Source organism: Burkholderia anthinoferrum (assembly GCF_002925705.1).
GTDB lineage: Bacteria > Pseudomonadota > Gammaproteobacteria > Burkholderiales > Burkholderiaceae > Burkholderia > Burkholderia semiarida.
Genome location: NZ_LFZP01000011.1, coordinates 111,015 through 136,756, shown reverse-complemented (window position 1 = coordinate 136,756; position 25,742 = coordinate 111,015). Strand labels below are relative to the sequence as shown.

The 25,742-nt window shown below is 68.8% G+C and carries 26 protein-coding genes and 1 pseudogene; 10 read left to right on the top strand and 17 right to left on the bottom strand.

What is annotated here, in order from left to right:
• Positions 1-298, bottom strand: a pseudogene (locus C5F75_RS04585) (efflux transporter periplasmic adaptor subunit); the annotation flags it as partial.
• 399 nt (positions 299-697) lie between these two features.
• On the opposite strand from C5F75_RS04585, the gene C5F75_RS04580 reads away from it, so the two are divergent.
• Positions 698-1,339 carry a TetR family transcriptional regulator gene (locus C5F75_RS04580; RefSeq protein WP_059578528.1) on the top strand — a complete coding sequence of 214 codons (642 nt, stop codon included), beginning with the start codon at positions 698-700 and terminating at the stop codon, positions 1,337-1,339.
• A gap of 37 nt (positions 1,340-1,376) precedes the next feature.
• Here the strand turns inward: C5F75_RS04580 and C5F75_RS04575 are convergent, their stop codons facing one another.
• On the bottom strand, positions 1,377-2,042 hold the full coding sequence (locus tag C5F75_RS04575; protein WP_059578530.1) for a cysteine hydrolase family protein: 666 nt from the start codon (positions 2,040-2,042) through the stop codon (positions 1,377-1,379).
• A gap of 154 nt (positions 2,043-2,196) precedes the next feature.
• Between C5F75_RS04575 and C5F75_RS04570 the strand changes: the two genes are divergently transcribed.
• Positions 2,197-3,204: a helix-turn-helix domain-containing protein gene (locus C5F75_RS04570; RefSeq protein WP_059578533.1), complete on the top strand. Its 1,008-nt coding sequence runs from the start codon at positions 2,197-2,199 to the stop codon at positions 3,202-3,204.
• A gap of 59 nt (positions 3,205-3,263) precedes the next feature.
• Here C5F75_RS04570 and C5F75_RS04565 read toward each other — a convergent pair whose 3' ends face one another.
• The 6 genes from C5F75_RS04565 to C5F75_RS04540 form a co-directional block, all read right to left on the bottom strand.
• The gene (locus tag C5F75_RS04565; protein ID WP_059578536.1) at positions 3,264-3,971 is read right to left on the bottom strand and encodes a CoxG family protein; all 708 of its coding nucleotides are present in this window, start codon (positions 3,969-3,971) and stop codon (positions 3,264-3,266) included.
• Positions 3,972-3,999: 28 nt separating this feature from the next.
• Positions 4,000-4,359: a DUF427 domain-containing protein gene (locus C5F75_RS04560; RefSeq protein WP_059578538.1), complete on the bottom strand. Its 360-nt coding sequence runs from the start codon at positions 4,357-4,359 to the stop codon at positions 4,000-4,002.
• 129 nt (positions 4,360-4,488) lie between these two features.
• Positions 4,489-4,926, bottom strand: a complete 438-nt coding sequence (locus tag C5F75_RS04555) for a carboxypeptidase-like regulatory domain-containing protein (protein WP_059578541.1) — start codon at positions 4,924-4,926, stop codon at positions 4,489-4,491.
• A gap of 103 nt (positions 4,927-5,029) precedes the next feature.
• Positions 5,030-6,511 (bottom strand): DegQ family serine endoprotease, encoded by a 1,482-nt coding sequence (locus C5F75_RS04550; RefSeq protein WP_059578544.1) that lies wholly within the window; start codon positions 6,509-6,511, stop codon positions 5,030-5,032.
• 118 nt (positions 6,512-6,629) lie between these two features.
• Positions 6,630-7,976 (bottom strand): ATP-binding protein, encoded by a 1,347-nt coding sequence (locus C5F75_RS04545; RefSeq protein ID WP_104011927.1) that lies wholly within the window; start codon positions 7,974-7,976, stop codon positions 6,630-6,632.
• 3 nt (positions 7,977-7,979) lie between these two features.
• Positions 7,980-8,642 (bottom strand): response regulator, encoded by a 663-nt coding sequence (locus C5F75_RS04540; RefSeq protein WP_050014536.1) that lies wholly within the window; start codon positions 8,640-8,642, stop codon positions 7,980-7,982.
• A gap of 186 nt (positions 8,643-8,828) precedes the next feature.
• Here C5F75_RS04540 and dacB point away from each other — a divergent pair, with 186 nt between their 5' ends.
• From dacB to C5F75_RS04525, 3 genes are all read left to right on the top strand, one after another.
• On the top strand, positions 8,829-10,361 hold the full coding sequence (gene dacB / locus C5F75_RS04535; RefSeq protein ID WP_089465109.1) for a D-alanyl-D-alanine carboxypeptidase/D-alanyl-D-alanine endopeptidase: 1,533 nt from the start codon (positions 8,829-8,831) through the stop codon (positions 10,359-10,361).
• 311 nt (positions 10,362-10,672) lie between these two features.
• Positions 10,673-11,587: a sterol desaturase family protein gene (locus C5F75_RS04530; protein WP_104011926.1), complete on the top strand. Its 915-nt coding sequence runs from the start codon at positions 10,673-10,675 to the stop codon at positions 11,585-11,587.
• Between the two features lie 95 nt (positions 11,588-11,682).
• Positions 11,683-12,822, top strand: a complete 1,140-nt coding sequence (locus tag C5F75_RS04525; protein ID WP_104011925.1) for an SGNH/GDSL hydrolase family protein — start codon at positions 11,683-11,685, stop codon at positions 12,820-12,822.
• A gap of 89 nt (positions 12,823-12,911) precedes the next feature.
• On the opposite strand, the gene C5F75_RS04520 is transcribed toward C5F75_RS04525, so the two are convergent.
• From C5F75_RS04520 to pyk, 6 genes are all read right to left on the bottom strand, one after another.
• Positions 12,912-13,940 (bottom strand): L-threonylcarbamoyladenylate synthase, encoded by a 1,029-nt coding sequence (locus C5F75_RS04520; protein WP_104011924.1) that lies wholly within the window; start codon positions 13,938-13,940, stop codon positions 12,912-12,914.
• Between the two features lie 11 nt (positions 13,941-13,951).
• Entirely contained in the window at positions 13,952-15,148 is a 1,197-nt protein-coding gene (locus C5F75_RS04515; protein ID WP_059643086.1) for a 5-(carboxyamino)imidazole ribonucleotide synthase, read from the bottom strand.
• Between the two features lie 89 nt (positions 15,149-15,237).
• Positions 15,238-15,759 (bottom strand): 5-(carboxyamino)imidazole ribonucleotide mutase, encoded by a 522-nt coding sequence (gene purE / locus C5F75_RS04510; protein WP_060315125.1) that lies wholly within the window; start codon positions 15,757-15,759, stop codon positions 15,238-15,240.
• Between the two features lie 66 nt (positions 15,760-15,825).
• Positions 15,826-16,716, bottom strand: coding sequence for a phosphoribosylaminoimidazolesuccinocarboxamide synthase (locus C5F75_RS04505; protein ID WP_059643078.1), 891 nt, complete (start codon positions 16,714-16,716; stop codon positions 15,826-15,828).
• 233 nt (positions 16,717-16,949) lie between these two features.
• A complete protein-coding gene (gene fba / locus C5F75_RS04500; RefSeq protein ID WP_059578563.1) occupies positions 16,950-18,014 on the bottom strand; it encodes a class II fructose-bisphosphate aldolase in 1,065 nt (354 codons plus the stop codon).
• Positions 18,015-18,331: 317 nt separating this feature from the next.
• The gene (pyk, locus tag C5F75_RS04495) at positions 18,332-19,768 is read right to left on the bottom strand and encodes a pyruvate kinase (RefSeq protein WP_050014704.1); all 1,437 of its coding nucleotides are present in this window, start codon (positions 19,766-19,768) and stop codon (positions 18,332-18,334) included.
• Here pyk and C5F75_RS37105 point away from each other — a divergent pair.
• Entirely contained in the window at positions 19,767-19,895 is a 129-nt protein-coding gene (locus C5F75_RS37105; protein ID WP_023476234.1) for a hypothetical protein, read from the top strand. The two genes, pyk and C5F75_RS37105, sit on opposite strands and share 2 nt — an antisense overlap.
• Before the next feature lie 154 nt (positions 19,896-20,049).
• Here C5F75_RS37105 and C5F75_RS04490 read toward each other — a convergent pair whose 3' ends face one another.
• The 3 genes from C5F75_RS04490 to C5F75_RS04480 all read right to left on the bottom strand — a co-directional run bounded on the left by C5F75_RS04490 (position 20,050) and on the right by C5F75_RS04480 (position 22,601).
• A complete protein-coding gene (locus tag C5F75_RS04490; RefSeq protein ID WP_059578566.1) occupies positions 20,050-21,246 on the bottom strand; it encodes a phosphoglycerate kinase in 1,197 nt (398 codons plus the stop codon).
• A gap of 279 nt (positions 21,247-21,525) precedes the next feature.
• Entirely contained in the window at positions 21,526-21,849 is a 324-nt protein-coding gene (locus C5F75_RS04485) for an AzlD domain-containing protein (protein ID WP_059578569.1), read from the bottom strand.
• Positions 21,846-22,601 (bottom strand): AzlC family ABC transporter permease, encoded by a 756-nt coding sequence (locus tag C5F75_RS04480; RefSeq protein ID WP_059578571.1) that lies wholly within the window; start codon positions 22,599-22,601, stop codon positions 21,846-21,848. Before C5F75_RS04480 ends, C5F75_RS04485 begins: the two co-directional genes overlap by 4 nt.
• A 207-nt stretch (positions 22,602-22,808) precedes the next feature.
• Between C5F75_RS04480 and C5F75_RS04475 the strand changes: the two genes are divergently transcribed.
• The 4 genes from C5F75_RS04475 to C5F75_RS04460 all read left to right on the top strand — a co-directional run bounded on the left by C5F75_RS04475 (position 22,809) and on the right by C5F75_RS04460 (position 25,717).
• Positions 22,809-23,732 carry a branched-chain amino acid transaminase gene (locus tag C5F75_RS04475; RefSeq protein WP_011546109.1) on the top strand — a complete coding sequence of 308 codons (924 nt, stop codon included), beginning with the start codon at positions 22,809-22,811 and terminating at the stop codon, positions 23,730-23,732.
• Positions 23,733-23,783: 51 nt separating this feature from the next.
• Positions 23,784-23,978 (top strand): zinc-finger domain-containing protein, encoded by a 195-nt coding sequence (locus tag C5F75_RS04470; protein WP_006482499.1) that lies wholly within the window; start codon positions 23,784-23,786, stop codon positions 23,976-23,978.
• Positions 23,979-24,117: 139 nt separating this feature from the next.
• Positions 24,118-25,155, top strand: coding sequence for a lipopolysaccharide heptosyltransferase II (gene waaF / locus C5F75_RS04465; protein ID WP_059578574.1), 1,038 nt, complete (start codon positions 24,118-24,120; stop codon positions 25,153-25,155).
• 115 nt (positions 25,156-25,270) lie between these two features.
• Positions 25,271-25,717, top strand: a complete 447-nt coding sequence (locus tag C5F75_RS04460) for a nuclear transport factor 2 family protein (RefSeq protein ID WP_006477934.1) — start codon at positions 25,271-25,273, stop codon at positions 25,715-25,717.
• Positions 25,718-25,742: the final 25 nt, after the last annotated feature.

Genomic DNA, 25,742 nt, shown 5'->3' with positions numbered 1-25,742 from the left:
CGATGTACGGCGCCGGATCGATCTTGTAGAGGCGCTGACCGGCCTTGACGTCGGTGCCTTCGGTGAATTCACGGCGCAGCACGATGCCGTCGACCCGTGCACGCACTTGCGCGACGAGGAATGCGCTGGTGCGGCCCGGCAGGTCGGTGAAGACCGGTACGGCTTGCGGCTGGACGGTGACGACGCCGACTTCCGGCGTTTGCGGCGGCGGTGCCGATTCTTTTTTTCCGCAGGCAGCCAGGAAAACCGCGGCTGCCGCGACAGTGATCAAGCGGTATGGAACCCGTTCGACGCGCATGGAGCGACCTCTGTGTGTAACCAATGGAATAAGTGCGGCACCCGGCGGGAGCGCAACACGGATGCGCCTCGCGGCGCAGATCGAACACCGAATTACTGGACTGCTGGATACAGCACGTCGGCACGAGACCTCCGTGCCGACGGGGATGCCGCGAACTGCGGACTGATACTAGGGCGGGAATCAGCAGAGTGGGATATTAACTGATTGCCACTTGGGTCATTCGATCGTAGGGTGGTATTGTATATACATTCACGAATGTATGTAAAAAGCCCGTTCGTGCTCCGCCGGCTGTTCAGTCTTACGGATTGTTACCAACCGCCAGCATAGCCCGTCCGCATGACGGCGACGAGGGGTTGCGGACCCTATATTCATCCACGATCGATCCAATCAGGCCTGCACATGGTCAGACGTACCAAGGAGGAGGCGCTCGAGACGCGCAATCGCATTCTCGACGCCGCCGAACACGTGTTCTTCGAAAAAGGCGTGTCGCACACGTCGCTCGCGGACATCGCCCAGCACGCCGGCGTGACGCGCGGCGCGATCTACTGGCATTTCGCGAACAAGAGCGAACTGTTCGATGCGATGTTCGACCGCGTGTTCCTGCCGATCGACGAATTGAAGCGGATACCGCTCGACGCGCCGGGCGGCAATCCGCTGGAGAAGGTGCGCCAGATCCTGATCTGGTGCCTGCTCGGCGTGCAGCGCGACGCACAGCTGCGGCGCGTGTTCAGCATCCTGTTCATGAAGTGCGAGTACGTCGCGGACATGGAGCCGCTGCTGCAGCGCAACCGCGCGGGGATGAGCGAGGCGCTGCACATGATCGACGCCGATCTCGCGGCGGCCGTGGGGCTCAAGCTGCTGCCCGAGCGGCTCGATACGTGGCGTGCGGCGCTGATGCTGCACACGCTCGTCAGCGGCTTCGTGCGCGACATGCTGATGCTGCCCGACGAGATCGACGCCGAGCAGCATGCGGAAAAGCTCGTCGACGGCTGCTTCGACATGCTGCGCTACAGCCCGGCGATGCTGAAGGACGGCGACTGACCGGGCGGCGCATCGCGCGCCGCGTCGCCGTACCGGGTCAGGCTGCCTTCGCGCGCCGCGCGCGGGCCCGCCGGTTCGACGCGGCCACCGAATCGCGCGCCGGCATCGCCGCGCCGGCCAGCCCCGCGATCCACGTGTCGGTCGACATCACCGCCGCGAAATTCGACTGGAACACCACCCCGTACGCGCGGTGAATCTCTTCGGCGCTCGCCGCGCCCGCTTCGTTCTCGTAAGGCAGCGCGCCCGTCGCGTCGTTCAGGTACTCGACCTTCAGCCCCGCATGCGCCGCGTGATAGACGGTCGACGCATTGCAGTTGTGCGTCATGTAGCCGGCCACCGCGAGCGTGTCGATCCCGTGCGCGTCGAGCCACGCGGCGAGATCGGTGCCGGCGAACGCGCTCGCCTGCGCCTTCTCGATCCGATGCGCGTACGGCCGGCTGGCCACCACCGCGTGCAGCGCGACGCCGTCGGTGCCTGGCGCGAAGATCGGCGCGCCGGCCGGCGCGACGTGCTGAACCACGATCACCGGCACGCCGGCCGCGTGCGCGGCGTCGATCGCGCGGCCGATGTTCGCCAGCGACACGTCGAGCGGCGGATATTCGATCGGCAGGTTGCCCGTCACGTATTCGTTCTGCACGTCGATCACGATCAGTGCGCGGCGGGCAGCGGGACGGGAAGCGGAATGCGGGGCCGTGTTCGACATGGCGATCTCCTGGTCGGGGAGGCGCTGCCCCGCCCCGGAGCGGGGCGGCCAGCAGTGCGATGCGATGCATTGTCGGCGCGCGCGACCCGGGCTGATAGTGGCCCGATAGCCATTCTTCGATAGAATCGGGCCATCACCTTCCCGGAACCGCGCCATGCTCGCCGCCGCGTCGCCCGTCAGCTCCATTCCGACCGTCGTCGCGGTGATCGCGTACGACGGCATCAGCCCGTTCCACCTGTCGGTGCCGTCGGTCGTGTTCGGCCAGGCACGCGACGCGGCCGTGTCGCCCGCGTTCGAGTTCCGCGTCTGCTCGGTCGAGCGCGGCCCGCTCGCGACGACGGGCGGCTTCACGATCACCGCGCCGTACGGGCTCGACGCGCTCGACGATGCGGACATCGTCATCGTGCCTTCGTGGCGCGACCCGGACGAAACGCCGCCCGACGCGCTGCTCGATGCGGTCCGCGCGGTCGCCGCGCGCGGCGTGGAACTCGTCGGCCTGTGCCTCGGCGCCTACGTGCTCGCCGCGGCCGGCCTGCTCGACGGTCGCCCGGCCACCACGCACTGGGCGTGGGCCGACGATTTCGCGCAGCGCTTTCCCCGCGTGAAGCTCGATCCGGACGTGCTGTACGTGGACGACGGCAACCTGATGACGTCGGCCGGCACCGCGGCAGGCCTCGACTGCTGTCTGCACGTCGTGCGGCGGCGCTTCGGCTCGGACGCCGCGAACCGCATCGCGCGCCGCCTCGTGATCCCGCCGCACCGTCAGGGCGGGCAGGCCCAGTACGTGCCGCAGCCGGTCGCCGCGCACCCGCGCGACGCGCGGCTCGCGGGGCTGCTCGACTGGGTACGCGGCCATCTCGACGCCGCGCACAGCGTCGATTCGCTCGCCGAACGCGTGCTGATGAGCCGGCGCACGTTCACGCGCCACTTCCGCCAGGCGACCGGCACGACCGTCACCGCGTGGCTGCAGGCCGAGCGGCTCGCACGTGCGCGGCTTCTGCTCGAAACCACCGGCCAATCGATCGACGCGATCGCGCAGGCGGCCGGCTACGGCTCGAGCGTGTCGCTGCGCCAGCATTTCACGGGCGCGCTCGGCACGTCGCCGTCTGCGTATCGGAGGGAATTTCGCGGCGCCGGAGCCGGTGCCGACGGGAGACGGTGACACCCGCCGCGCGGGCGCAGCGCGGGCCGTGACGCGGAACCGGGCGGCCGATCGGCCGCTCAGCCGCCGTTGAACCAGCGCGCCGCGTAAAGCAGGAGCGCGACGAACACGATCATCGCCGCCCAGGCCCACACGGGCACCGTGCCGGAATCGCGATGCCGGAGCGCGCTCGCCGCCCGCCCGCTCAGCGCGCCGCCGAGATGCGGCGGCAGCGAACGCTTCGTCGCGGCCATCAGCGATGCCGGCCGCAGGAACACATGCTGGCGCCGCTGCGCAGAAGCGCTCGCGCGATTCGGCGCGAGGCCGTGCTTCGCCTGCACGACCGCGCTGAACTCGCGGAAGAACGTGTCGGTCCATTCCCGCAGCGCATTGTCGATCTGCCGCCCCGGCAATTCGGCGAGCGGCCCGCTCGCGGTGGCCCAGACCACGTACTCGATCCGCGTGGCGGTCGCATCGTCATCCGGCATCAGCACGAGTTCGACCTGGCCGCGCAGCGCGCCGAGGCCGTCGGCCCGCGCCTTGAAGTTGAGCACGCGGCGCGGCTGCCCTTGCGCGTCGCCCTGCTCGGCGGCCGCGTGCGCGCGCACGTCGTAGCGGGCGCGCAGCGGGCCGAGCGGCACCGTGATCGTCAGCGCGAACTCGCCGTGCGCGAGTTTCACGAACGATTCGCAATGATCGAAGCTCGCGCGCAGCAGTGCGAGATCCTCCAGCGCGTCCCGCACGACAGGCGGCGCGAGCGGTACGCGTAACGTGTCGTTCAGTTCCATGTCGCCTCCCCGATGAACGCGCGCCGCATCAGGACGTCTCGACGAGACTGTCGACCCGTGCGACATCGAAGGCGACGTAGAGCGCGAGCACGGCCGCCGCCTCCTTCGGCTGTTCGTAACTCCATGCGGCGTTCTCGATCACGCCGTCTTCCGTCTGCAAGTCGAAATGCACGGCCTGCCCCCTGAACGGGCAGGCCGACGTGACGCCCGATTTCACGAGCCGGCGCATGTTGACGTCGCCGCGCGGCAGGTAATGGATGTCCGGAAGCCCCGCCTCACGGACCGTCAGCGCACCGTGCGAATCGGCATAGGTGATGCCGCGATGGATCACGCGCACGCGATGACGGTTCGGCACGATTTCGAGTCGAGGGTCGGCTGCATCGGACATCGTCTCTCCTTCGGGCGGCAGTCAGGCCGGGGCAGGAAACGAAAAAGCCACGGCACGCATGCCGTGGCTTTCATTATGGGCGAAACTTCGTCCGATTGCGCGACCGGGATCGCGGCCGCGTGCGGCGGGCTACTGCGCACTCCACTGGAACGCGGCTTTCGCGCCGCCCTTCGCGCCTACCGTGACGGCGCGCGATTCGTCGCTACCCTGGTACGACGCGTGCACCGTGTAGCGCCCAGGCGGCACCTTCACGAGCATGTAGGGCCCACGCGCATCGGTTTTTAGCACTTCGGCGCCCTTGCCGTCGACGATCCGGACATGGACGTCGGCCAGGAACTCGCCGCCCTTGCCGGTGAAGCGCAGCGCGAGCGGCCACTGCGCCTCGCTGCGCTGGAACGCCGTCGATTCGTCCAGCCCGACGCCGCCGGACACGAAGGTGACGTCGCCCTGCTGGCGCGCGGCGGGCAAGCCGTCCGACTGCGCGTACGCGCCGGTCGCGCCGGCTGCGAGGCCGGCGGCCAGCGCCGCGGCGACGGCAAATCGGGACACGTTGCGTAGATTTTGCATGGCTCTCTCCTTGGGGTCGGAACACATACTGGGCGCAGCGTCACGCGATCGCACGGCGGCGGCTCCCGCCGCAGCCGGGCTGGCCGGCCGCGGCCGCTGCCGGTCAGCTCAGGTCGACCGGCACGAAGATCTGTGCATTATCGCGCTGGATCAGCAGAGCAAGACTGTTGCCCGCGCCCTTCACCGCGTCACGCAACTGCTCGGGGCTCGTGACCGGGCGGCCGTTCACCGCGAGGATCACGTCGCCAGGCTGGATGCCCGCGTTCGCGGCCGGCCCGCCGGCCTGCTGCACGATCAGCCCGTGCGACAGGTTGTCCGCGCTGCGCTCCTGCGGCGACAGCGGACGCACCGCGACACCCAGGCGGCCCTGCTCGACCGGCCCGCCGTCGTTCGATGCGAGCTTCGCATCGGCCATCGCGCCGAGCGTCACGCTGATCGACTTCTTCGACTTGTCGCGCCAGATCTGCAGGTCGGCCTTCGAACCCGGCTTCAGGTTCGCGATCTGCGCGGGCAGCGACGTCGAATCGGCGACCGGCGAACCGTTGACCGACAGGATCACGTCGCCCGGCTGCAGGCCGGCCTTCGCGGCCGGGCCGTTGGCGTCGACCGAGCTGACGAGCGCGCCGTCCGGCTTCTGCAGCCCGAACGAGCTCGCGAGCGTCTGGTTCAGCCCCTGCACGGCGACGCCGAGACGGCCGCGGCTCACGTGGCCCGTCTTCACGAGCTCGTCCTTCACCTTGATCGCCTCGTTGATCGGAATCGCGAACGACAGGCCCTGGAAGCCGCCCGTCTGCGAGTAGATCATCGAGTTGATGCCGATCACCTCGCCCTGCAGGTTGAACAGCGGGCCGCCCGAGTTGCCGGGGTTCACCGGCACGTCGGTCTGGATGAACGGCGTGTAGTTCTCGTCGGGCAGCGCGCGCGACTTCGCGCTGATGATGCCCGACGTGACCGTGTTGTCGAAGCCGTACGGCGAGCCGATCGCGACGACCCACTGGCCGACCTTGCTCTGCGCCGGGTCGCCGATCTTCACGGTCGGCAAGCCGCTCGCGTCGATCTTCAGCACGGCGACGTCGGACTGCTTGTCGGCGCCGACGACCTTCGCCTTGTATTCGCGCTTGTCGGTCAGCTTGACCGTGACGACGTTCGCGCCGTCGATCACGTGCGCGTTGGTCAGGATGTATCCGTCGGAACTGACGATGAAGCCCGACCCGAGGCTCGCGCTCGGCTGGTCGTCCGGCTGCGCGTCGCCGCCCATGCCCGGCACCTGGCCGTAGAAGTGCTTGAAGAACTGGTAGAACGGGTCGCTCGGATCGATCGGCAGCTGCGGCTGCGGCGCGCGCCGCGCGACCTGCTTCACGACATGCTTCGCGCTGATGTTCACGACCGCCGGGCCGTAGGTTTCGACGAGCCCGGAGAAATCGGGGATGCCGGTCTTGGCGGCGGCTTCGGCCGGCATCATGGCGGCCTGCGCGGGCGTGATGATCTGCGGATCGGCGCGGCGGGTGCCGGCGAAATAGCCTGCCGACAGGGCGGCCGCCACGGCGACCGCGACGGTGCCGCGCGCAAGGAATCGGGTGTTCATCGTAGGACCTCCTCGTTGTTAGGACGCAGCGTAACGACCCTGACTTAAAGGAGGCTTAATCAGCCTTAAGCGAGGCTTAAGCGGCTGCCGCGCGGCTACCGGCGGCCGGGCTCGCCCTTCAGGCGGATTCGGAAGGCTGCGGCGCCTGGGTCGACATCTCGGCGTCGCGGAACACGACGCTGACGAGCAGGCCGCCCGCGGCCGCATCGCCGAGCGACACCGTCGCGCCCTGCTGCGCCGCCACGCGCTTGACGATCGCGAGCCCGAGCCCGCTGCCCGACACGTCGGGGCGTGCCCGCGCCGTGCTGTCGCGATAGAAGCGGTCGAACACGCGCTCGCGCTCGTCGGCCGGAATGCCCGGCCCGCTGTCGGCGATCTGCACGCACGCGCGGCCGGCCGCGTCGCGCGTCAGCGATACGTCGATGCGGCCGCCGTCCGGCGTGTACTTCACCGCGTTGTCGAGCAGGTTGCCGAACATCACGCGCAGCGCGCCGACGTCCGCGACGACGCTCGCCGCGCACGTTTCCTCGAAGCCGAGATCGATGTCGTGCCGCTGCGCGAGCGGCGCATGCGCGGCCACGCACTCGGTAAGCAGCGCCTGCAGGTCGACCGGCTCGCGCATCGTCGCGCCGTCCGGCTCCGCGCGCGCGAGCGCGAGCAGTTGCTCGGTGAGACGCGTCGCGCGCGACACGCCGTCCTGGAGATCCGCGATCGCCTCGCCGCGCGACGCATCGTCCTTCGCGCGGGCGACGAGCTGCGCCTGGATCTGCACGGCCGCGAGCGGCGTGCGCAACTCGTGCGCGGCGTCGGCGACGAACGCCTTCTGCGTGTCGAGCGCCGCCGACAGCCGCGCGAGCAGCCCGTTCAGCGCCCGCACGAGCGGCTGCACCTCGAGCGGCAGGCGCGCGTCGGGCAGCGGGTCGAGCGCTTCCGGCCGGCGCGCCTCGACCGCGCGCGTCACGCGGCCGAGCGGCGCGAGCCCGCGGCCGACGATCATCCACACGGCCGCGCCGAGGAACGGCAGCAGCACGATCAGCGGCCACAGCGTGCGCAGCGCGACGTTGGCCGCCAGCCGGTTGCGCACCGACAGCGGCTGCGCGAGCTGCACGACGTTGTCGCCGACGATGGCGCCGTACACGCGCCATTCGCCGCGATCGGTGCGCTCGGTCGAAAAGCCGAGCTCCGCGCGCGGCGCGATCGGCGCGCGCGGATGCGAGAAGTACATCAGCACGCCGTTGCGATTCCAGATCTGGATCACGATGCCTTCGTCGCCGTTGGTACGCGAGCCGAACACCTGCGAGAACGGCTCCGACGGCAGCGCCGCGGCGATTTCCTGCAACTGGTAGTCGAACAGTTCGTTCGCCTCGGCGAGCGCCTGCCGGTAAATGAGCCAGCCCGCCATGCCCACGCCCGCGACGACGATCGCGAGCAGCCAGATCAGCAATTGATGACGAATCGACCGCACGCGTCAGCTTTCCTTGACGACCATGTAGCCGAGCCCGCGCACGTTGCGGATCAGGTCCGAGCCGAGCTTCTTGCGCAGCGCGTGGATATAGACCTCGACCGTGTTGCTGCCGATCTCCTCGCCCCAGCCGTACATCTTCTCCTCGAGCTGGCTCTTCGACAGCACCGCGCCCGGCCGCGCGAGCAGCGCCTCGAGCAGCGCGAACTCGCGCGCCGACAGCGCGACGGGCGCGCCGTCGAGCGTCACCTGATGCGCAGCCGGATCGAGGGTCAGCGCGCCGTGGCGGATCAGCGACTCGCTGCGCCCGGCCTGACGGCGGATCAGCGCGCGCATCCGCGCGCCCAGCTCGTCGAGGTCGAACGGCTTGACGAGATAGTCGTCGGCGCCGGCGTCGAGCCCCTTCACGCGATCGGCGACCGCATCGCGCGCGGTGACGATCAGCACCGGCAGCGCCAGCCCGCGCCCGCGCAGCGTGCGCAGCACGTCGATGCCGTCGCGCTTCGGCAGGCCGAGATCGAGCAGCAGCAGGTCGTACGTCTCGCCGCCGAGCGCCGTGAGCGCCGCGTCGCCGTCCTGCACCCAGTCGACCGCAAAGCCGTCCGAGCGCAGCGCCTTGCGCACGCCCTCGGCAATCATTCGATCATCTTCGACAAGCAGAATCCGCATCGCGACAGGCATCCATGGGGCGAATCAAACACGGCGACCATTGTAGCGCCGCGAATCGCGTGCGCGGCACCGTGCAATGCAACAGTAAGGCGGATTGCAAGGGACCTGCCCCGACTTGTCTCTACAATGTGCGCTTCGGCGCCCGCGCGCGCCCTGCCCGAGCCCCTGCTTTTCCCGTATTCGCCCATGCCGATTTCCGATCTTTCCGCCCGGTTCGCCCCGCGCGCCCGCGTCTGCCTGCGCGCGGCCGCCGTCGTCGCCACCTGCACGGCCCTCGCGTTCGCGCCGTCCGCGCAGGCCCGCAAGAAATCCCACAAGGAAGCGCGCAAGACCGCCGTCGTGTCGCCCGCCGCACGCGCGGCCGGGCTGCCTGCGTCCGTGCTCGTCGCGCTGCAGCGCGCGAAGGTGCCGGCGTCGGCGATGAGCGTCGTGGTGGAGCGCGTCGGCGATCCGCAACCGCTGGTCGCGTGGAATGCGAGCCGGCCGATGATGCCGGCCTCGACGATGAAGCTCGTGACGACCTTCTCGGGCCTGTCGATCCTCGGCCCCGACTACCGGTGGCGCACCACCGCGTACACGGACGGCACGGTCGATCCCGACGGCACGCTGCAGGGCAACCTGTACATCAAGGGCACCGGCGATCCGAAGCTCGTGCCCGAGGAGCTGATCGACCTCGTCGACAAGCTGCGCAAGGCCGGCGTGAAGCGCGTGGCTGGCGGCCTCGTGCTCGACAAGAGCTATTTCGCGGCGTCGACGCGCGACCTGCCGTCGTTCGACGACGATGCCAGCGCGCCGTACAACGTCGGCCCCGATCCGCTGCTGTACGCGTTCAAGGCCGTGTCGTTCACGGTCACGCCGGGCGACGACGGCAAGGTCGCCGTCGACGTGCTGCCGCCGCTCGCCGACCTGTCGATCGACAACCGGCTCGTCGAAGGCGCCGGCTCGTGCAGCGCGGCCGCCGCGGCCGCGCGCCCGACGCTGACGGCTGGCGGCGGGATCATGACCGCGTCGTTCGCCGGCGACTACCCGCTGCGCTGCGGCGCGCACACGACCAACCTCGCGATCCTCGATCACACGACGTTCTTCGCGCGCGGCTTCCTCGCGCTGTGGCAGCAGGACGGCGGCACGATCGCGGGGCCGGTGAGCGAAGGCAAGGTGCCGACCACCGCACGGCCGCTCGCCGTGCATCACGGCCCGGTGCTCGGCAGCATCGTCTACGACATCAACAAGTTCAGCAACAACGTGATGGCGCGCAACCTGTTCCTGACGATCGGGGCGGTCAGCGGCAAGCCGCCCGCGACGCCCGAGCAGTCGAGCCGCGCGATCCAGGCGTTCCTGCAGAAGAACGGCATCGCGATGCCCGACCTCGTGCTCGAGAACGGTTCGGGGCTGTCGCGCGAAGAGCACGTGAGCGCGCTGTCGCTCGCCGCGCTGCTCCAGGCCGCGAACGCGAGCCCGGTCGCGCAGGCGTTCGTCGATTCGCTGCCGATCGCCGGCATCGACGGCACGATGAAGAACCGCCTCACCAACGCGGGCGTGCTCGGCAACGCGCACATCAAGACCGGCACGCTGCGCGACGTGCGCGCGATCGCCGGCTACGTCGCCGGGGCGGACGGGCAGAGCTACGTCGTCGTCAGTTTCATCAACGACGATCACGCGGAAGCCGCGCGCGCCGCGCACGACACGCTGCTCGAGTGGATCTACGCGGGCGCGCACTGACGATCCGCGCATCGTGCATCGGGCCGTCCCGACAGGGCGGCCCGGGCGACCCACGCCGCACCCCGCGCGGTTTGAAACGCCCCCGCCACCCTCGCGCGATACCCCGCGCGCGCACCGCGCCCACAAAACGGGGCCGTACCGCCGGGCCCCGTGCAGTACGGATTCCGTAGAAACCCTGTCCTCAGAGGGAACCCTCTACGCTGCCCCCTCGCCTAGCGCGTGGCGATTGCGTAGGCTGTTGGCCTGACGATATCTACAACGGGCCATACGCCCGGCCTCAAGGCTTGCAGGGGAACGAAGGAGACACGCCCATGCGATTCGACGTCGAATTGCTTCTGCTCGCGCTGGCGCCCGTCTTCCTGCTCTGCATCGCGTGGGAGGCCTGGCACCTCGCCCGCACCCGTGCGCAGGACCGCATCTATGCGTGGCGCGACACGCTGTGCAACGCGGCGCTCGCGCTGATGCACCAGGCCGCCGACAAGCTCGCGTGGCTGTTCGTGATTCCCGTCTATGCGTACTGCTACCGGCACTATCGCGTCTACACGTGGCACGACGGCTGGCTGTCGTTCGCGGCGCTGTTCGTCGCGCAGGACTTCCTCTACTACGTGTTTCATCGCGCGAGCCATCGCGTGCGCTGGCTGTGGGCCGCGCACGTCGTACACCACTCGTCCGAACGGATGAACTTCTCGACCGCCTTCCGCCAGAGCCTGATGTATCCGGTCGCGGGCATGTGGCTGTTCTGGCTGCCGCTCGCGTTCGCCGGCTTTCCGCCGCAACAGGTCGTCGGCATCGTGCTGATCAACCTCGCGTTCCAGTTCTTCGTGCACACGCAGGCGATCGGCAAGCTCGGCTGGCTCGAATACGTGCTGAACACGCCGTCGATCCACCGCGCGCACCACGCACGCAATCCCCGCTACATCGACCGCAATTACGCAGGCGTCCTGGTGATCTGGGATCGCCTGTTCGGCAGCTATGTCGAGGAAACGCCCGACGATCCGCCGCGGTACGGGATCGTCGAGCGGCTCGGCTCGAACAACCCTTTCGTCGCGACGTTCCACGAGTGGGTGTCGATGGCGTCCGACGCGTGGCGCGTCGGTGGATGGCGCAACAAGCTGCGCGCGATTTTCGGCCCGCCCGAATGGGCGAGCGCTTATCATGCGCAGATTGCCGAGGCCGCGAACCAGGATCCGCGCACCGTGCCAACAGCGGCCGTGCGCGACCGATAAACCGTTTCAGCCAACGGCCGCCGCGCAGCCCGGAATCGAGCAGGCACGCGGCAGATGAGAGACACATCAGGCCATATCTACGAGGAGATCGAACGATGCAGACACAACAACACGCACCTTCCCGCACGCGTCAGCGCATGCTGCGCACCGCGCAAGTCGCGATCGCCGGCGCCGCGCTCGCGCTGCTCGCCGCATGCGGCGGCGGCGACGACAACAACAACAGCAGCGCGTCGAACACGCCGCCGTCGGGCGTGAAGATGCAGATCGTGTCGTTCGGCGACAGCCTGTCCGACGTCGGCACCTACTCGCAGATCAAGCTCGGCTTCGGCGGCGGCCGCTTCACGACCAACCCGGGCCAGGTATGGACGCAGAACGTCGCGCAATATTACGGCGACACGCTGCAGCCCGCGAACCAGGGCGGCTTCGGCATCCCGCTGCAGGCCACCGGCGGCCTCGGCTACGCGCAGGGCGGCTCGCGCGTGACGCTGCAGCCGGGCATCGGCCATGCGGACGCCAGCGTGCCGAACTCCGACTACGCGCAGGCGACCACCACGCCGATCGCCGACCAGGTCAAGCAGTACCTGACGCAGCACGGCAGCTTCAACGCCGGCCAGATCGTGCTGATCAACGGCGGCGCGAACGACATCTTCTACCAGGCGCAGGTCGCGCAGGCGCAAGGCAACACGCCGGCCGCGCAGCTCGCCGCGGCCCAGGCGATCGGCCTGGCCGCGCAGCAACTCGGCGGGATCGTCCAGCAGATCGTCGCGGCGGGCGCCACGCACGTGTTCGTCGCGAACGTGCCGGACATCGGCGGCACGCCGCTCGCGCTGCAGGGCGGCACGCAGGCCGCGTTCACGCAACTGTCGGGGCTGTTCAACAAGACGCTGGCCGGTACGCTCGCCGCGCTGAAGGTCGACCCGACGAAGGTCGCGGTGGTCGATTCGTTCACGTGGCAGGACGGCATCGCGGCCAACTTCCAGGCGAACGGCTTCAGCGTGTCGAATACCGACACCGCGTGCAACCTGAAGGCGATGGTCCAGGCCGCCACGCAGTACGGCGTCGCGAACGCGACCGCGTTCGGCTCGTCGCTGTTCTGCTCGCCGCAGAACTACACGGTCGCGAATGCGGACCAGACCTACATGTTCGCCGACACGGTCCACCCGACGACGCGCCTGCATGCGCTGTTCGCGCAGTACGTCGAACAGCAGATCGCGAAGGCGGGCGTCGGCAAGTAAGCCGCCGGCCACGCGCCCCAACGCAAACGCCCGACCGGGTTCGCCGGTCGGGCGTTTTTTGTTGGTGCGGACGGATGAGGACGGATGCGTCAGTCGCGCGCTTCGAACGCGGCCGCCGCGCGGCCGAGGCGATCGTTGACCGCGATCCATTCGACGGTCTCGGGCAGCTTCTCGACGAGGATGCGCGCGACCTGCGCGCGATCGAGCGCCCGCAGCATCCCGTACAGCTCGCGCGCATAGGCCTGCGGATCTTCCGGCGCCGCGATGAAATGCACGCCGTCGGCCTGCGCCCAGTGCCCTGCCCGTGACGCACGCGCGACGAGCGCGACGCGTTCGCCGTCGGTTTGCGCGGCCGCGAGCAGCGGCTCGAGCGCGTCGAACGGCAGCAGCGCGAGCGGCGTGCGCGGCGCGTAATGCGCTTTCAGCGTGCCGGACGCGCGTGGTGCCGTCGCATCGCTGCCGTCCGGCAGTGTCGGCGCGCGGCCGAGCACGTCGGCGATCTGTTGCGGCGTCACGTGGCCCGGGCGCAGCAGCGCCGGGAAACCGCGCGACAGGTCGAGAATCGTCGACTCGATGCCGACGTCGGACGCGCCGCCGTCGAGCACGTGCACGGTGTCGCCGAATTCGTCGCGCACGTGTTGCACGGTCGTCGGGCTCACGTGGCCGAACCGGTTCGCGGACGGCGCGGCCACGCCGCCGTGGCCGCCGCGCCGCGCGCTGAACGCGGCCAGCAGCGCCTGCGCGACCGAATGCGACGGGCAGCGCAGCCCGACCGAATCCTGGCCGCCGCTGACGGCGTCGGGAATGCGCGCGTGACGCTTCAAGATCAGCGTGAGCGGCCCCGGCCAGAATGCATCGATCAGCGCCTGCGCGTCGGCCGGCAGACCGTCGGCCCAATAGCCGGGATCGCCGCCGGGCGGCAGATGCACGATCACCGGATGGTTCGCGGGCCGCCCCTTCGCCGCATAGATGCGCGCGACGGCTTCGGGATTCGCCGCGTCGCCGCCGAGCCCGTACACGGTTTCGGTCGGAAACGCGACGAGCTGGCCCGCGTCGAGCAACGCGGCGGCCGCGTCGATCTGCGCGGGCGTCACGTGCTTTGGGAGATCGATGGACATCGGCCCGCGCCTCAGTCGAGCGGCACGCGCAGCAGTTGCGCGCACGCGTGGGCGGCGGCGACGGCTTCGTCGCGCGTCTCGGCCGTGAAGTTCACGTGGCCCATCTTGCGGCCGACGCGCGCTTCTTCCTTGCCGTACAGGTGCAGGTGCGCGGCCGGCATCGCGGCGACCGTGTCCCACGGCGGCGTGACGGCCTCGGCCGCCGCGCCGTCGGGGAACCACACGTCGCCGAGAATGTTCAGCATCGCGGCCGGCGAATGCTGGCGCGGATTGCCGAGCGGCATGCGCGTCATCGCGCGCACCTGCTGCTCGAACTGGCTCGTCGCGCACGCATCGACCGTGTAGTGGCCGGAGTTGTGCGGGCGCGGCGCCATTTCGTTCGCGACGAACGAACCGTCCTCCAGCACGAAGAATTCGACGCACAGCACGCCGACGTAGCCGAGCGTATCGGCGATCCGGATGGCCGCCTGCTGCGCTTCCTCGACGCGCGCCGCATCGGCGGCCGGCGCCGGCACGACCGTCAGCGCGAGGATGCCGTTGTGATGCACGTTCTGCGCGAGCGGGAACGCGGCCGAACGGCCGTCCGCGCCGCGCGCGATCAGCGCCGACACTTCGTATTTCAGCGGCAGGCGCTTCTCCAGCACGCACGGCACGCCGCCAAGCGCGGCATGCGCGTCGCGTGCTTCCTGCGCGGTGGCGACGCGCACCTGGCCCTTGCCGTCGTAACCCAGGCGGGCCGTCTTCAGGATGCCCGGCAGCACGGCGCCGAGCGCGGCATCGTCGAGCGCGGCGAGCGCCGCCGCCGATTCGATCACGACGTGCGGCGCGACCGGCACGCCCGATGCCTCGATGAAACGCTTCTCCGCGATCCGGTCCTGCGCGACGGCGACACAGCGGCCGGCCGGCGCGACGAACGTCGTGCGCGCGAGGAAATCGAGGCTCGCGGCCGGCACGTTCTCGAATTCCGTCGATACGGCCTGGCACAGGCCGGCGAGTTCGGCGAGCGCGGCTTCGTCGTCGTACGCCGCGCGCAGGTGGCGATCGGCGACCGCGCCCGCGGGGCTCGCCGGATCGGGGTCGAGCACGGCGACGCGATAGCCCATCGACTGGGCGGCAAAGCAGAACATGCGGCCGAGCTGGCCACCGCCGACCATGCCCAGCCACGCGCCGGGCAGGATCGGGGAAACGGAATCAGGAGTTGCGGTCATGTCAGTGGTCGGTCGCGGCGGAACGCGGATGCCCGCCGCAGTGGGGAAAATCCGGCGCGGGCCGCGTCATGCGGCCGCGCGCCATGCCGTCATTCGAGCGGCGGCAGCACCATCGCATGCGCGGCTTCGTTCTGGCGCACGCGGAACGCGGCGAGCCGGTTCGCGTAGTCGACCGAATTACCGGACAGGATCGACACCGCGAACAATGCGGCATTCGCGGCGCCGGCCTCGCCGATCGCGAACGTCGCGACCGGCACGCCCTTCGGCATCTGCACGATCGAGTGCAGCGAATCGACACCCTTCAGGTACTTGCTCGCGACCGGCACGCCGAGCACGGGCACCGTGGTTTTCGCGGCGAGCATGCCGGGCAGGTGCGCGGCGCCGCCGGCGCCCGCGATGATCGCGCGCAGCCCGCGCTCGCGCGCCTTCTCCGCATAGTCGAACATCTCGTCGGGCATCCGGTGCGCGGACACGACCTTCGCTTCGTACGGCACGCCGAATTCCTGCAGGATGGCGACCGCATGCTTCATCACGTCCCAGTCGGAACTGGAACCCATCAGCACGCCGACGAGCGGCGCGCTGTGCGTGTGGGCGGTTTGCTTTTCATTCATTTCGTGTGTTCCTGTCGACCGGAGTTAGTGCTTTAGCACTTACTCCGGTCCCATGCAAAGCTCTGGTCAGGCGAGCGACTGCCCCGTGATGCGCTCGAGCGCTTCCTGGTACTTCGCGGCCGTCTTCTCGACGACGTCGGCCGGCAGCGCCGGCGCCGGCGCCGTCTTGCCCCACGGCTGCGCCTCGAGCCAGTCACGCACGAACTGCTTGTCGAACGACGGCGGATTGGTGCCGACCTGGTACTGGTCGGCCGGCCAGAAGCGCGACGAATCGGCGGTCAGCACTTCGTCCATCAGGTACAGCTTGCCGTGGTTGTCGAGGCCGAATTCGAACTTCGTGTCGGCGATGATGATGCCGCGCGTCGCCGCGTAGTCGGCCGCTTCCTTGTACAGGCGGATCGAGATGTCGCGGATCGTCGCGGCCAGCTCGGTGCCGATGCGGCGCTCGGTTTCCTCGAACGTGATGTTCTCGTCGTGCTCGCCCATCTCGGCCTTCGCGGCCGGCGTGAAGATCGGCTCGGGTAGCTTCTGCGCGTTCTGCAGGCCTTCCGGCAGCTGCACGCCGCACACGGCGCCCGACGCCTGGTATTCCTTCCAGCCGCTGCCGGCCAGGTAGCCGCGCACGACCGCTTCGATCATGATCGGCTCGAGGCGCTTGACGACCACGCCGCGGCCCTTCACCTGCTCGACCTCGTCGGCCGCGACGACCGCTTCCGGCGCGTCGCCCGTCAGGTGGTTCGGCACGATGTGCGCGAGCTTGTCGAACCAGAAGTTGGCCATCTGGTTCAGCACGCGGCCCTTGTTCGGAATCGGCTCGCCCATCACCACGTCGAAGGCCGACAGGCGATCGGTCGTGACGATCAGGAGCTTGTCGTTGCCGACCGCGTAGTTGTCGCGAACCTTGCCGCGACCGAGGAGCGGCAGCGAGCGGAGCGTGGATTCGTAAAGGGTAGACATCGTCTTTTCGCAGATAAGGAGCCAAACAAAAAGGGAAACGCCGTTCCCCGCGGCAGGCGGGAACGGCGGTCTTGCAATACGTCGGCGAACCGGCGGGCGCAGCGCCCGGGCGGCTGCCGGCCGGCCCTCGTTCGGCCGGACGGAACGGCTGCCGGGGCCGGATCGGATCCGGCCAGCCAGGCGGCCAGCCCATGCCCGGCGGCAGAACCGGGCGGGGCAATCGTACTACAGTCTCAGCGCACGACCTGTGCGAGCGCGCCCGACTTGTACTGCTCGGCGATCTTGTCGAGCGACACCGGCTTGATCTTCGCGGCCTGGCCTTCGCAGCCGAACGCGAGGTAACGGTCGACACAGACCTTCTTCGCCGCTTCGCGCGCGGGCTTCAGGTAGTCGCGCGGATCGAACTTGCCCGGGTTCTCGAACAGGTAGCGGCGAATCGCGCCGGTGATCGCGAGACGCAGGTCGGTGTCGATGTTGATCTTGCGCACGCCGTGCTTGATGCCTTCCTGGATTTCCTCGACCGGCACGCCGTAGGTTTCCTTCATGTCGCCGCCGAATTCGCGGATCTCGGCCAGCAGCTCCTGCGGCACCGACGACGAACCGTGCATCACGAGGTGCGTGTTCGGGATGCGCGCGTGAATTTCCTTGATGCGCTGGATCGACAGGATGTCGCCCGTCGGCTTCTTCGTGAACTTGTACGCGCCGTGCGACGTGCCGATCGCGATCGCGAGCGCATCGCACTGCGTGAGCTTCACGAAGTCGGCGGCCTGCTCCGGATCGGTCAGCAGTTGCTCGCGGGTCATCGTGCCTTCCGCGCCGTGGCCGTCTTCCTTGTCGCCCTTCATCGTCTCGAGCGAGCCGAGCACGCCGAGTTCGGCCTCGACCGTCACGCCGATCGAGTGCGCCATCTCGACGACCTTGCGCGACACGTCGACGTTGTACTCGTACGACGCGACCGTCTTGCCGTCGGCTTCGAGCGAACCGTCCATCATCACGCTCGTGAAGCCGCTGCGGATCGCGGCCATGCAGACCGCCGGCGACTGGCCGTGATCCTGGTGCATCACGACCGGGATGTGCGGATACGATTCGACCGCTGCTTCGATCAGGTGGCGCAGAAACGGCTCGCCCGCATACTTACGCGCGCCGGCCGATGCCTGCATGATCACGGGCGCGCCGACCTGGTCCGCCGCCGCCATGATCGCCTGAACCTGCTCCAGATTGTTCACGTTGAAGGCCGGCAGGCCGTAACCGTGCTCTGCCGCGTGGTCCAGCAATTGACGCATTGATACGAGAGGCATTGTGGAACTCCTTGGAATGAAAACCGGTGCGCCCTGACGCCGGCGCGGCGCTCGCTCCCGGCTGAACCGGAACGGCGCGGCGCGGCTGAGCGTCGAATAGCCGCATTTTATCGCGAAGCGCCTCCGATTCCGACCGCCCGGTGGCCCCCGCTCGCAATTTGTTACGTTCGCACGGCACAATCCGGCCAAAAAGGAGAAAAAAAGCCGCGCGGGGCTTCGGACCCCGCGCGGCTTGCGCGTAAAAAAACGGTGCCAGTTCGATTCCTGACGACCCGGCCGCCGGCTCGCGGGCCGGCTCGAGAAGGCTCAGCCGGCGCTCAATAGTGCTCGCCGACCCGCACGATCTTCAGCGTGTTGGTGCCGCCTGCCTGCCCCATCGGCTCGCCGACGGTCAGCACGACCATGTCGCCGTGCTGCACGTAACCCTGCTTCACGACGATCTCGAGCGCCGCCTGCAGCGCCGAATCGCGGTCGCTGTTGAAGTCGACGTGCAGCGGCGTCACGTTGCGGTACAGCGCCATCGTGCGCTCGCTGCCGACGCGCGGCGTCAGCGCGAAGATCGGCACGTGCGTGTAGTGACGCGACATCCACAGCGCGGTCGCGCCCGATTCGGTCAGCGCGATGATCGCCTTCGCGCCCAGGTGGTACGCGGTGAACAGCGCGCCCATCGCGATCGACTGGTCGATCCGCGTGAACGTGCGGTCGAGGAAATCCTTGTCCAGCTCGACTTCTTCCGACTTTTCCGCCTCGACGCACACGGCCGCCATCGTCTCGATCGTGACGACCGGGTACTTGCCGGCGGCCGTCTCGGCCGACAGCATCACCGCATCCGTGCCGTCGAGCACCGCGTTCGCGACGTCCGACACTTCCGCGCGGGTCGGCACCGGCGCGTAGATCATCGATTCCATCATCTGCGTCGCGGTGATCACGAGCTTGTTCGACTCGCGCGCCATCCGGATCATCCGCTTCTGCAGCGCCGGCACGGCCGCATTGCCCACTTCCACCGCGAGATCGCCGCGCGCGACCATGATGCCGTCGGATGCGTCGAGGATGCTCTGCAGCGCCGGGATCGCCTCCGCGCGCTCGATCTTCGCGATCATCTTCGGCTTGATTCCGTACGGCGCGCCCGCGATGTTCGCGAGCTGGCGCGCCATTTCCATGTCGGTCGCGTTCTTCGGGAACGACACCGCGACGAGGTCCGCGCCGAGCGACATCGCGGTGCGGATGTCTTCCATGTCCTTCGCGGTCAGCGCCGGGGCCGACAAGCCGCCGCCCTGGCGGTTGATCCCCTTGTTGTTCGACAGCTCGCCGCCCACCTTGACGATCGTGTGGATCTCGTCGCCGAGCACGCGCTCGACGGTCAGCACGATCAGGCCGTCGTTCAGCAGCAGCAGGTCGCCCGGCTTCAGGTCGCGCGGCAGCTCCTTGTAGTCGAGGCCGACGCGCTCGTCGTTGCCGAGCTCACAGCCCGCATCGAGAATGAACGGCTGCCCCGGCACGAGCGTGGTCTTGCCGTTCTCGAACTTGCCGACGCGGATCTTCGGGCCCTGGAGGTCGGCCATGATCGCGATCTCGCGGCCAACCTTGCGGGCGGCCTCGCGCACCATTTCGGCGCGCTGGCGGTGATCGTCGGCCGTGCCGTGCGAAAAATTGAGCCGCACGACGTCGAGCCCGGCCTGCATCATCTGCAGCAGAATCTCCGGCGAACTGGAAGCCGGGCCGATCGTGGCGACTATCTTGGTGGCGCGCTGCATGAAACTCCTCATCTGGATCAAGGTGGATGCGCTGGGTGAAACGCTGCGAGAGCCGGAAGCGGCAGGCCCAGCGGCCGCCGCTCCGGGGAGCGTGCCGGTGCTGGCGCCCGGCATCGCTTTGTTCTGAATCTCGTGGTGCTGCACGGCCACGTCGCCGGCGGCCGCCGGTGCGCGCGGGGCGGTGTTCGCCCGCGCGGGCGCGCGTGTGCGCTTGCCCGCGCCGGCCGGCTGCTCCGCTTTCGCGGAGCGCGCGGCCTTCACCCCTGCGCGCGCCGCCACGCTCAGGCCGCCCGCGTTTCGAGCACTTCCACCGCCGGCAGCTTCTTCCCCTCGAGGAACTCGAGGAAGGCGCCGCCGCCCGTCGAGATGTAGCTGACCTGGTCGTGGATGCCGTACTTCGCGATGGCCGCGAGCGTGTCGCCGCCGCCCGCGATCGAGAACGCGGACGATTTGGCGATCGCTTCGGCGAGCGTCTTGGTGCCGTTGCCGAACTGGTCGAATTCGAACACGCCGACCGGACCGTTCCACACGATCGTGCCGGCCTTCTCGAGCTGGCTCGCGAGCGCCTTGGCCGTATCCGGGCCGATGTCGAGGATCATGTCGTCCGCTTCGATGTCGGCGACCTGCTTCACCGTGGCCGCGGCCGTCGGCGAGAATTCCTTGGCCGTCACGACGTCGGACGGGATCGGCACCGACGCGCCGCGCTCACGCGCTTCGTCGATGATCGCCTTCGCCTCGGCGACGAGATCGGCTTCCGCGAGCGACTTGCCGATCGACAGGCCGGCCGCGAGCATGAACGTGTTCGCGATGCCGCCGCCGACGATCAGCTGGTCGACCTTGCCGGCCAGCGACTTCAGGATGGTCAGCTTGGTCGACACCTTCGAACCCGCGACGATCGCCACCAGCGGGCGCGCCGGGTTGCCGAGCGCCTTGCCGAGCGCGTCGAGTTCGGCGGCCAGCAGCGGGCCCGCGCAGGCGACGGGCGCGTACTTCGCGATCCCGTGCGTGGTCGCTTCCGCGCGGTGCGCGGTGCCGAACGCGTCGTTCACGTACACGTCGCAGAGCTTCGCCATCTTCTGCGCGAGCTCGTCCGAATTCTTCTTCTCGCCCTTGTTCACGCGGCAGTTCTCGAGCAGCACGACCTGGCCCGGCGCGACGTTCACGCCGTTCTCGACCCAGTTCGACACCAGCGGCACGTCGCGGCCGAGCAGTTCGGCGAGACGCTTCGCGACCGGCGCGAGCGAGTCTTCCGGCTTGAATTCGCCTTCGGTCGGACGGCCGAGGTGCGACGTGACCATCACGGCCGCGCCGGCGTCGAGCGCGGCCTGGATGGCCGGCACGGACGCACGCACGCGCGTGTCCTCGGTGATGTTGCCGTGATCGTCCTGCGGGACGTTCAGGTCGGCGCGGATGAACACCCGCTTGCCGGCGAGCTGGCCGGCGGCGATCAGGTCGGTAAGACGCTTGACTTGGCTCATGTTGAACAGATTGAAGTAGTGGATGGGGAAAAGGGGTTCACGCTGGACGTGCGCGGGCTGCCGCGAAAGGGCGCCGGATGCGGCCGTGGCTGGCGGTTCGCATGACGCGCACGGGTCAAAATCTCGAACGGGCATTCTAGCCGATCCACCCGGTAGACTGACCCGTGCGGCGGCGAATTCCGCCTATTTGGGATGACGCGCCGGCAGCGACGCATTGCTGCAACGCAACAATGCGTGCGCGCAGCCGGACGGCACGCGCCGAACCGGAACGGCGGCCCATCAGAAGATCAGGCGCAGGAGGGTGAACACGAGCATCCCGACGACGATCGTGCCGAGCATGCTGCGCCGCCACAGAAACCAGCCGAGGCCGGCGAGCGCCGCGTAGAACGGATGGTTGGACAGCGCGAACGACAGCCCGGCCGGCGTTTCGAGCACATCGGGCAGCACGACGGCGACCAGCGCGGCGGCCGGCGCGTAGCGCAGCGCGCGCTGCGCGCGTTCGGGCAGCACGGTGCGCTCGCCGCCGATCAGGAACAGCGCGCGCGTGACGGCCGTGACGATCGTCATCCCGACGATGACGATCCAGATCTCGGTCGCGCTCATTCGATTTCCTTTTCATGCACGGTTTCGGTACGGATGCGCCGCCAGTCGGCCCGCTCGACGAAGAAGTCGGCCGTGCAGCCGGCCGCGAGCGCGGCGAGCACCGCAAGCGGCAGCGCGAGCCGGTACGGCAGGTCGAACGCGATCAGCGACACGATGCCCGCGACCGCGACGGCCGCGAGCGTCGAGCGGTTCGCGACCGCCGACACCATGATCGGAATCAGCGCGAGCGTGCCGGCCAGTTCCAGCCCCCAGCTCGCGGGAAAGACGCTCGCGAGCAGGATCCCGGCGAGCGACGACACCTGCCACGACGCCCAGCTCGCGAGCGCCATCCCCCAGAAATACGCTTCCTTGCCCGGCACGCGGCCGTACGCGAAGCCCTGTTTCTGGAACAGCAGGTAGATCACGTCGCCGTTGAAATAGCCGATCGCGAGACGCCGCCACAGCGGCAGGTAGGAGAAATGGGGCGCCAGCCCGGCGCTGAAGATCACGAAGCGCAGGTTGACCATCGCGGCCGTGAGCAGCACGGTCCAGATCGGAAGCTTCGCCGCGAGGAGCGGCAGCACGGCGAGCTGCGACGAGCCCGCGTAGACGAACAGCGACATCGCGCTCGCCTGCCCGAGCGTCATCACGGACTTGCTCATCGCGATGCCGGTGACGAGCCCCCAGGACAGGATCGCCATCAGTGTCGGGGAATAGTCGCGCGCGCCCTGAATCAGCGCGAAGCGGTCGGTGGCGGACAATCGAGCGAGCATGGGAAAGCGGGCCGCGGCGGGCGGTTCGTCGGGACGCCGGCGCCTCCTGCCGGTGCGGCCCGTCGTTATTGGAATCGGTACCGGACGATTATAGCGCCGGCTCCGCGCCGTCCGACCGGATCGCCCCCAAATGACGCTAAAATAAGCGTCTTTCCGGCTCAACGCTGCACACCACCCGCAGCACATCACCGCTTCCAGGAGAATCGTATGTCAATGGCCGACCGCGACGGCAAGATCTGGATGGACGGCAAGCTGATCGACTGGCGCGACGCCAAGATCCACGTCCTCACCCACACGCTGCACTACGGCATGGGCGTCTTCGAGGGCGTGCGTGCGTACAAGACGGCCGACGGCGGCACCGCGATCTTCCGCCTGCGCGAGCACACCAAACGTCTGCTGAATTCGGCGAAGATCTTCCAGATGGACGTGCCGTTCGACCGCGAAACGCTCGAAGCCGCGCAACTCGCGGTCGTGCGCGAGAACCGGCTCGAGTCGTGCTACCTGCGCCCGATCATCTGGGTCGGCTCCGAAAAGCTCGGCGTGGCCGCGAAGGGCAACACGATCCACGTCGCGATCGCCGCGTGGCCGTGGGGCGCGTACCTCGGCGAGGACGGCCTCGCGAAGGGCATCCGCGTGAAGACGTCGTCGTTCACGCGCCACCACGTGAACGTGTCGATGGTGCGCGCGAAGGCGTCGGGCTGGTACGTGAACTCGATCCTCGCGAACCAGGAAGCAACGGCCGACGGCTACGACGAAGCGCTGCTGCTCGACGTCGACGGCTACGTGTCCGAAGGCTCCGGCGAGAACTTCTTCCTCGTGAACAACGGCAAGCTGTACACGCCGGATCTATCGTCGTGCCTCGACGGCATCACGCGCGACACGGTCATCACGCTCGCGAAGGACGCCGGCATCGAGGTCATCGAGAAGCGCATCACGCGCGACGAGGTCTACACGGCCGACGAAGCGTTCTTCACCGGCACGGCCGCCGAAGTCACGCCGATCCGCGAGCTCGACAACCGCACGATCGGCAGCGGCGCGCGCGGCCCCGTCACGGAAAAGCTCCAGTCGGCGTTTTTCGATATCGTGTCTGGCAAGAACGCGAAGTACGCGCACTGGCTGACGAAGGTCTGAGCGCGCCGCGCCACCGACCGCCCCACACAAAGAGTGACAAGAGAAAGTCTCATGAGCGAAATCAAGGAAATGCCGCTGGTCGAGCTGACAGCCAAGGATCTCCCCGCCTACTGCCCGAACCCGGCCATGACGCGCTGGAACGCGCACCCGCGCGTGTTCATCGACGTGTCGCACGGCGAGGCGCGCTGCCCGTACTGCGGCACGCGCTACAAGCTGCGCGACGGCGAGGTCGTCAAGGGCCACTGAGCCCCGGCGCCGGGCCTCACGGCCCGCCGACCCGCAAGGCGGCGCAGCCGGACGCCCGGCGCGCCGCCCTTTCCCATTCTGGCAACCCGAACGCGGCGCCCGCGCGCCGTGCTTCATTACGACATCGGAAGTCGACCTGATGCGTCGAGCGCTGGTTATCGCACCGAACTGGATCGGTGACGCATTGATGGCGCAGCCGCTTTTTGCGCTGCTGAAGAAACTCCATCCCCGCATCGCGATCGATGCCGTCGCACCGTCGTGGGTCGCGCCCGTGCTCGAGCGGATGCCCGAGATCCACGATGTCCACGCGACCGATCTCGCGCACGGCAAGCTGCAGCTGCTGCGCCGCTGGCAGCTCGCGAGCGACCTGCGCGACGTCGGCTACGACGCGGCGTACGTGCTGCCGAATTCGCTGAAGTCCGCGGTGATCCCGTGGCTCGCGAACATCCCGCTGCGGATCGGCTATACGGGCGAGCACCGCTACGGGCTGCTGAACGTGCGGCACGCGAACCCCGACAAGTCGGGCGAGCGGCCGCCGATGACCACCCACTACGCGGCGCTCGCGTACGCGCCGGGCGCGAAGCTGCCCGAGTCGATGAAAACCCTGCCCGCGCCGCGCCTCGACGCCGACCTGAACGAGACGGCGCGCGTGTCCGCACGTTTCAATCTCGATACACGCAAGCCGCTCGTCGTGTTCTGCCCGGGCGCCGAATACGGCCCGGCCAAGCGCTGGCCGCCCGAGCACTTCGCGTCGCTCGCGACCATCGTCCATCAATCGTTCCCGTATACGCAGATCGTCGCGCTCGGCTCGCAGAAGGACGCCGCGGCCGCGCAGGCGATCGCCGACCACGCGCCGAACGTGCGCAACCTGTGCGGGCAGACGTCGTTGTCCGAGGCGTGCGCGCTGATCGCGCGCGCGAACGCCGTCGTCACCAACGATTCGGGGCTGATGCACGTCGCGGCCGCGTTGCGCCGGCCGCTCGTCGCGTTGTACGGATCGACCGATCCGCGCCATACCCCTCCGCTGTCGGACCTGGCGAAGGTACAATGGTTACATCTCGAATGCAGTCCCTGCTTCGAACGCGAGTGCCCGCTCGGCCACCTGAAGTGCCTGCGCGAACTCGGTCCCGAGCAGGTATTCGGCGATTTGCGCGGCATGCTCGTCGGGCAGCGCTGACCCTGGCCGGCAGCGTCGCACGGCGCGCCGGGCAATCCGATTCACCGGTGTGCGGCGGCTCCATCCGGGCCGCCGCGCTGAATACGGCGCGCGACGCGCGCGAGAGACAACCCCGATGCCACGTTTTGCCCGCCTCTTCGAAGCCGCTGCCGATACGCTGAACGCCTACTACCAGGCCGTCGCGGATGCCAATCTCGACGCGCTGCTGGCGTTGTGGATCGACGAGGATTTCGCCAGCTGCGTCTGGGCGGACGGCGAGCATCTGCACGGTCTCGACCAGATCCGCGGCGGGCTCGCCAACCGGCTCGCGACGCGCCCGGTCACGATCGAGCCGCTCGACATCCGCGTGTACGACAGCCTCGGCACGGTCGTCTATACGATCGCCGAAGCGCATCAGCAGGCCGACCTGACGGCCGAACCCGACATGGTTTTCGCGACGTACGTGATGATCCACGAACGTGGCGAGTGGCGGATCGCGCACATCCACGCGAGCCCGATTCCCGAACAGGCGGCCGGACAATTCGCCGCGAAGATCCGTCATGGGCAGGGTCCGCTGCACTGACGAAAAACGAAGCAACGCATTAGCG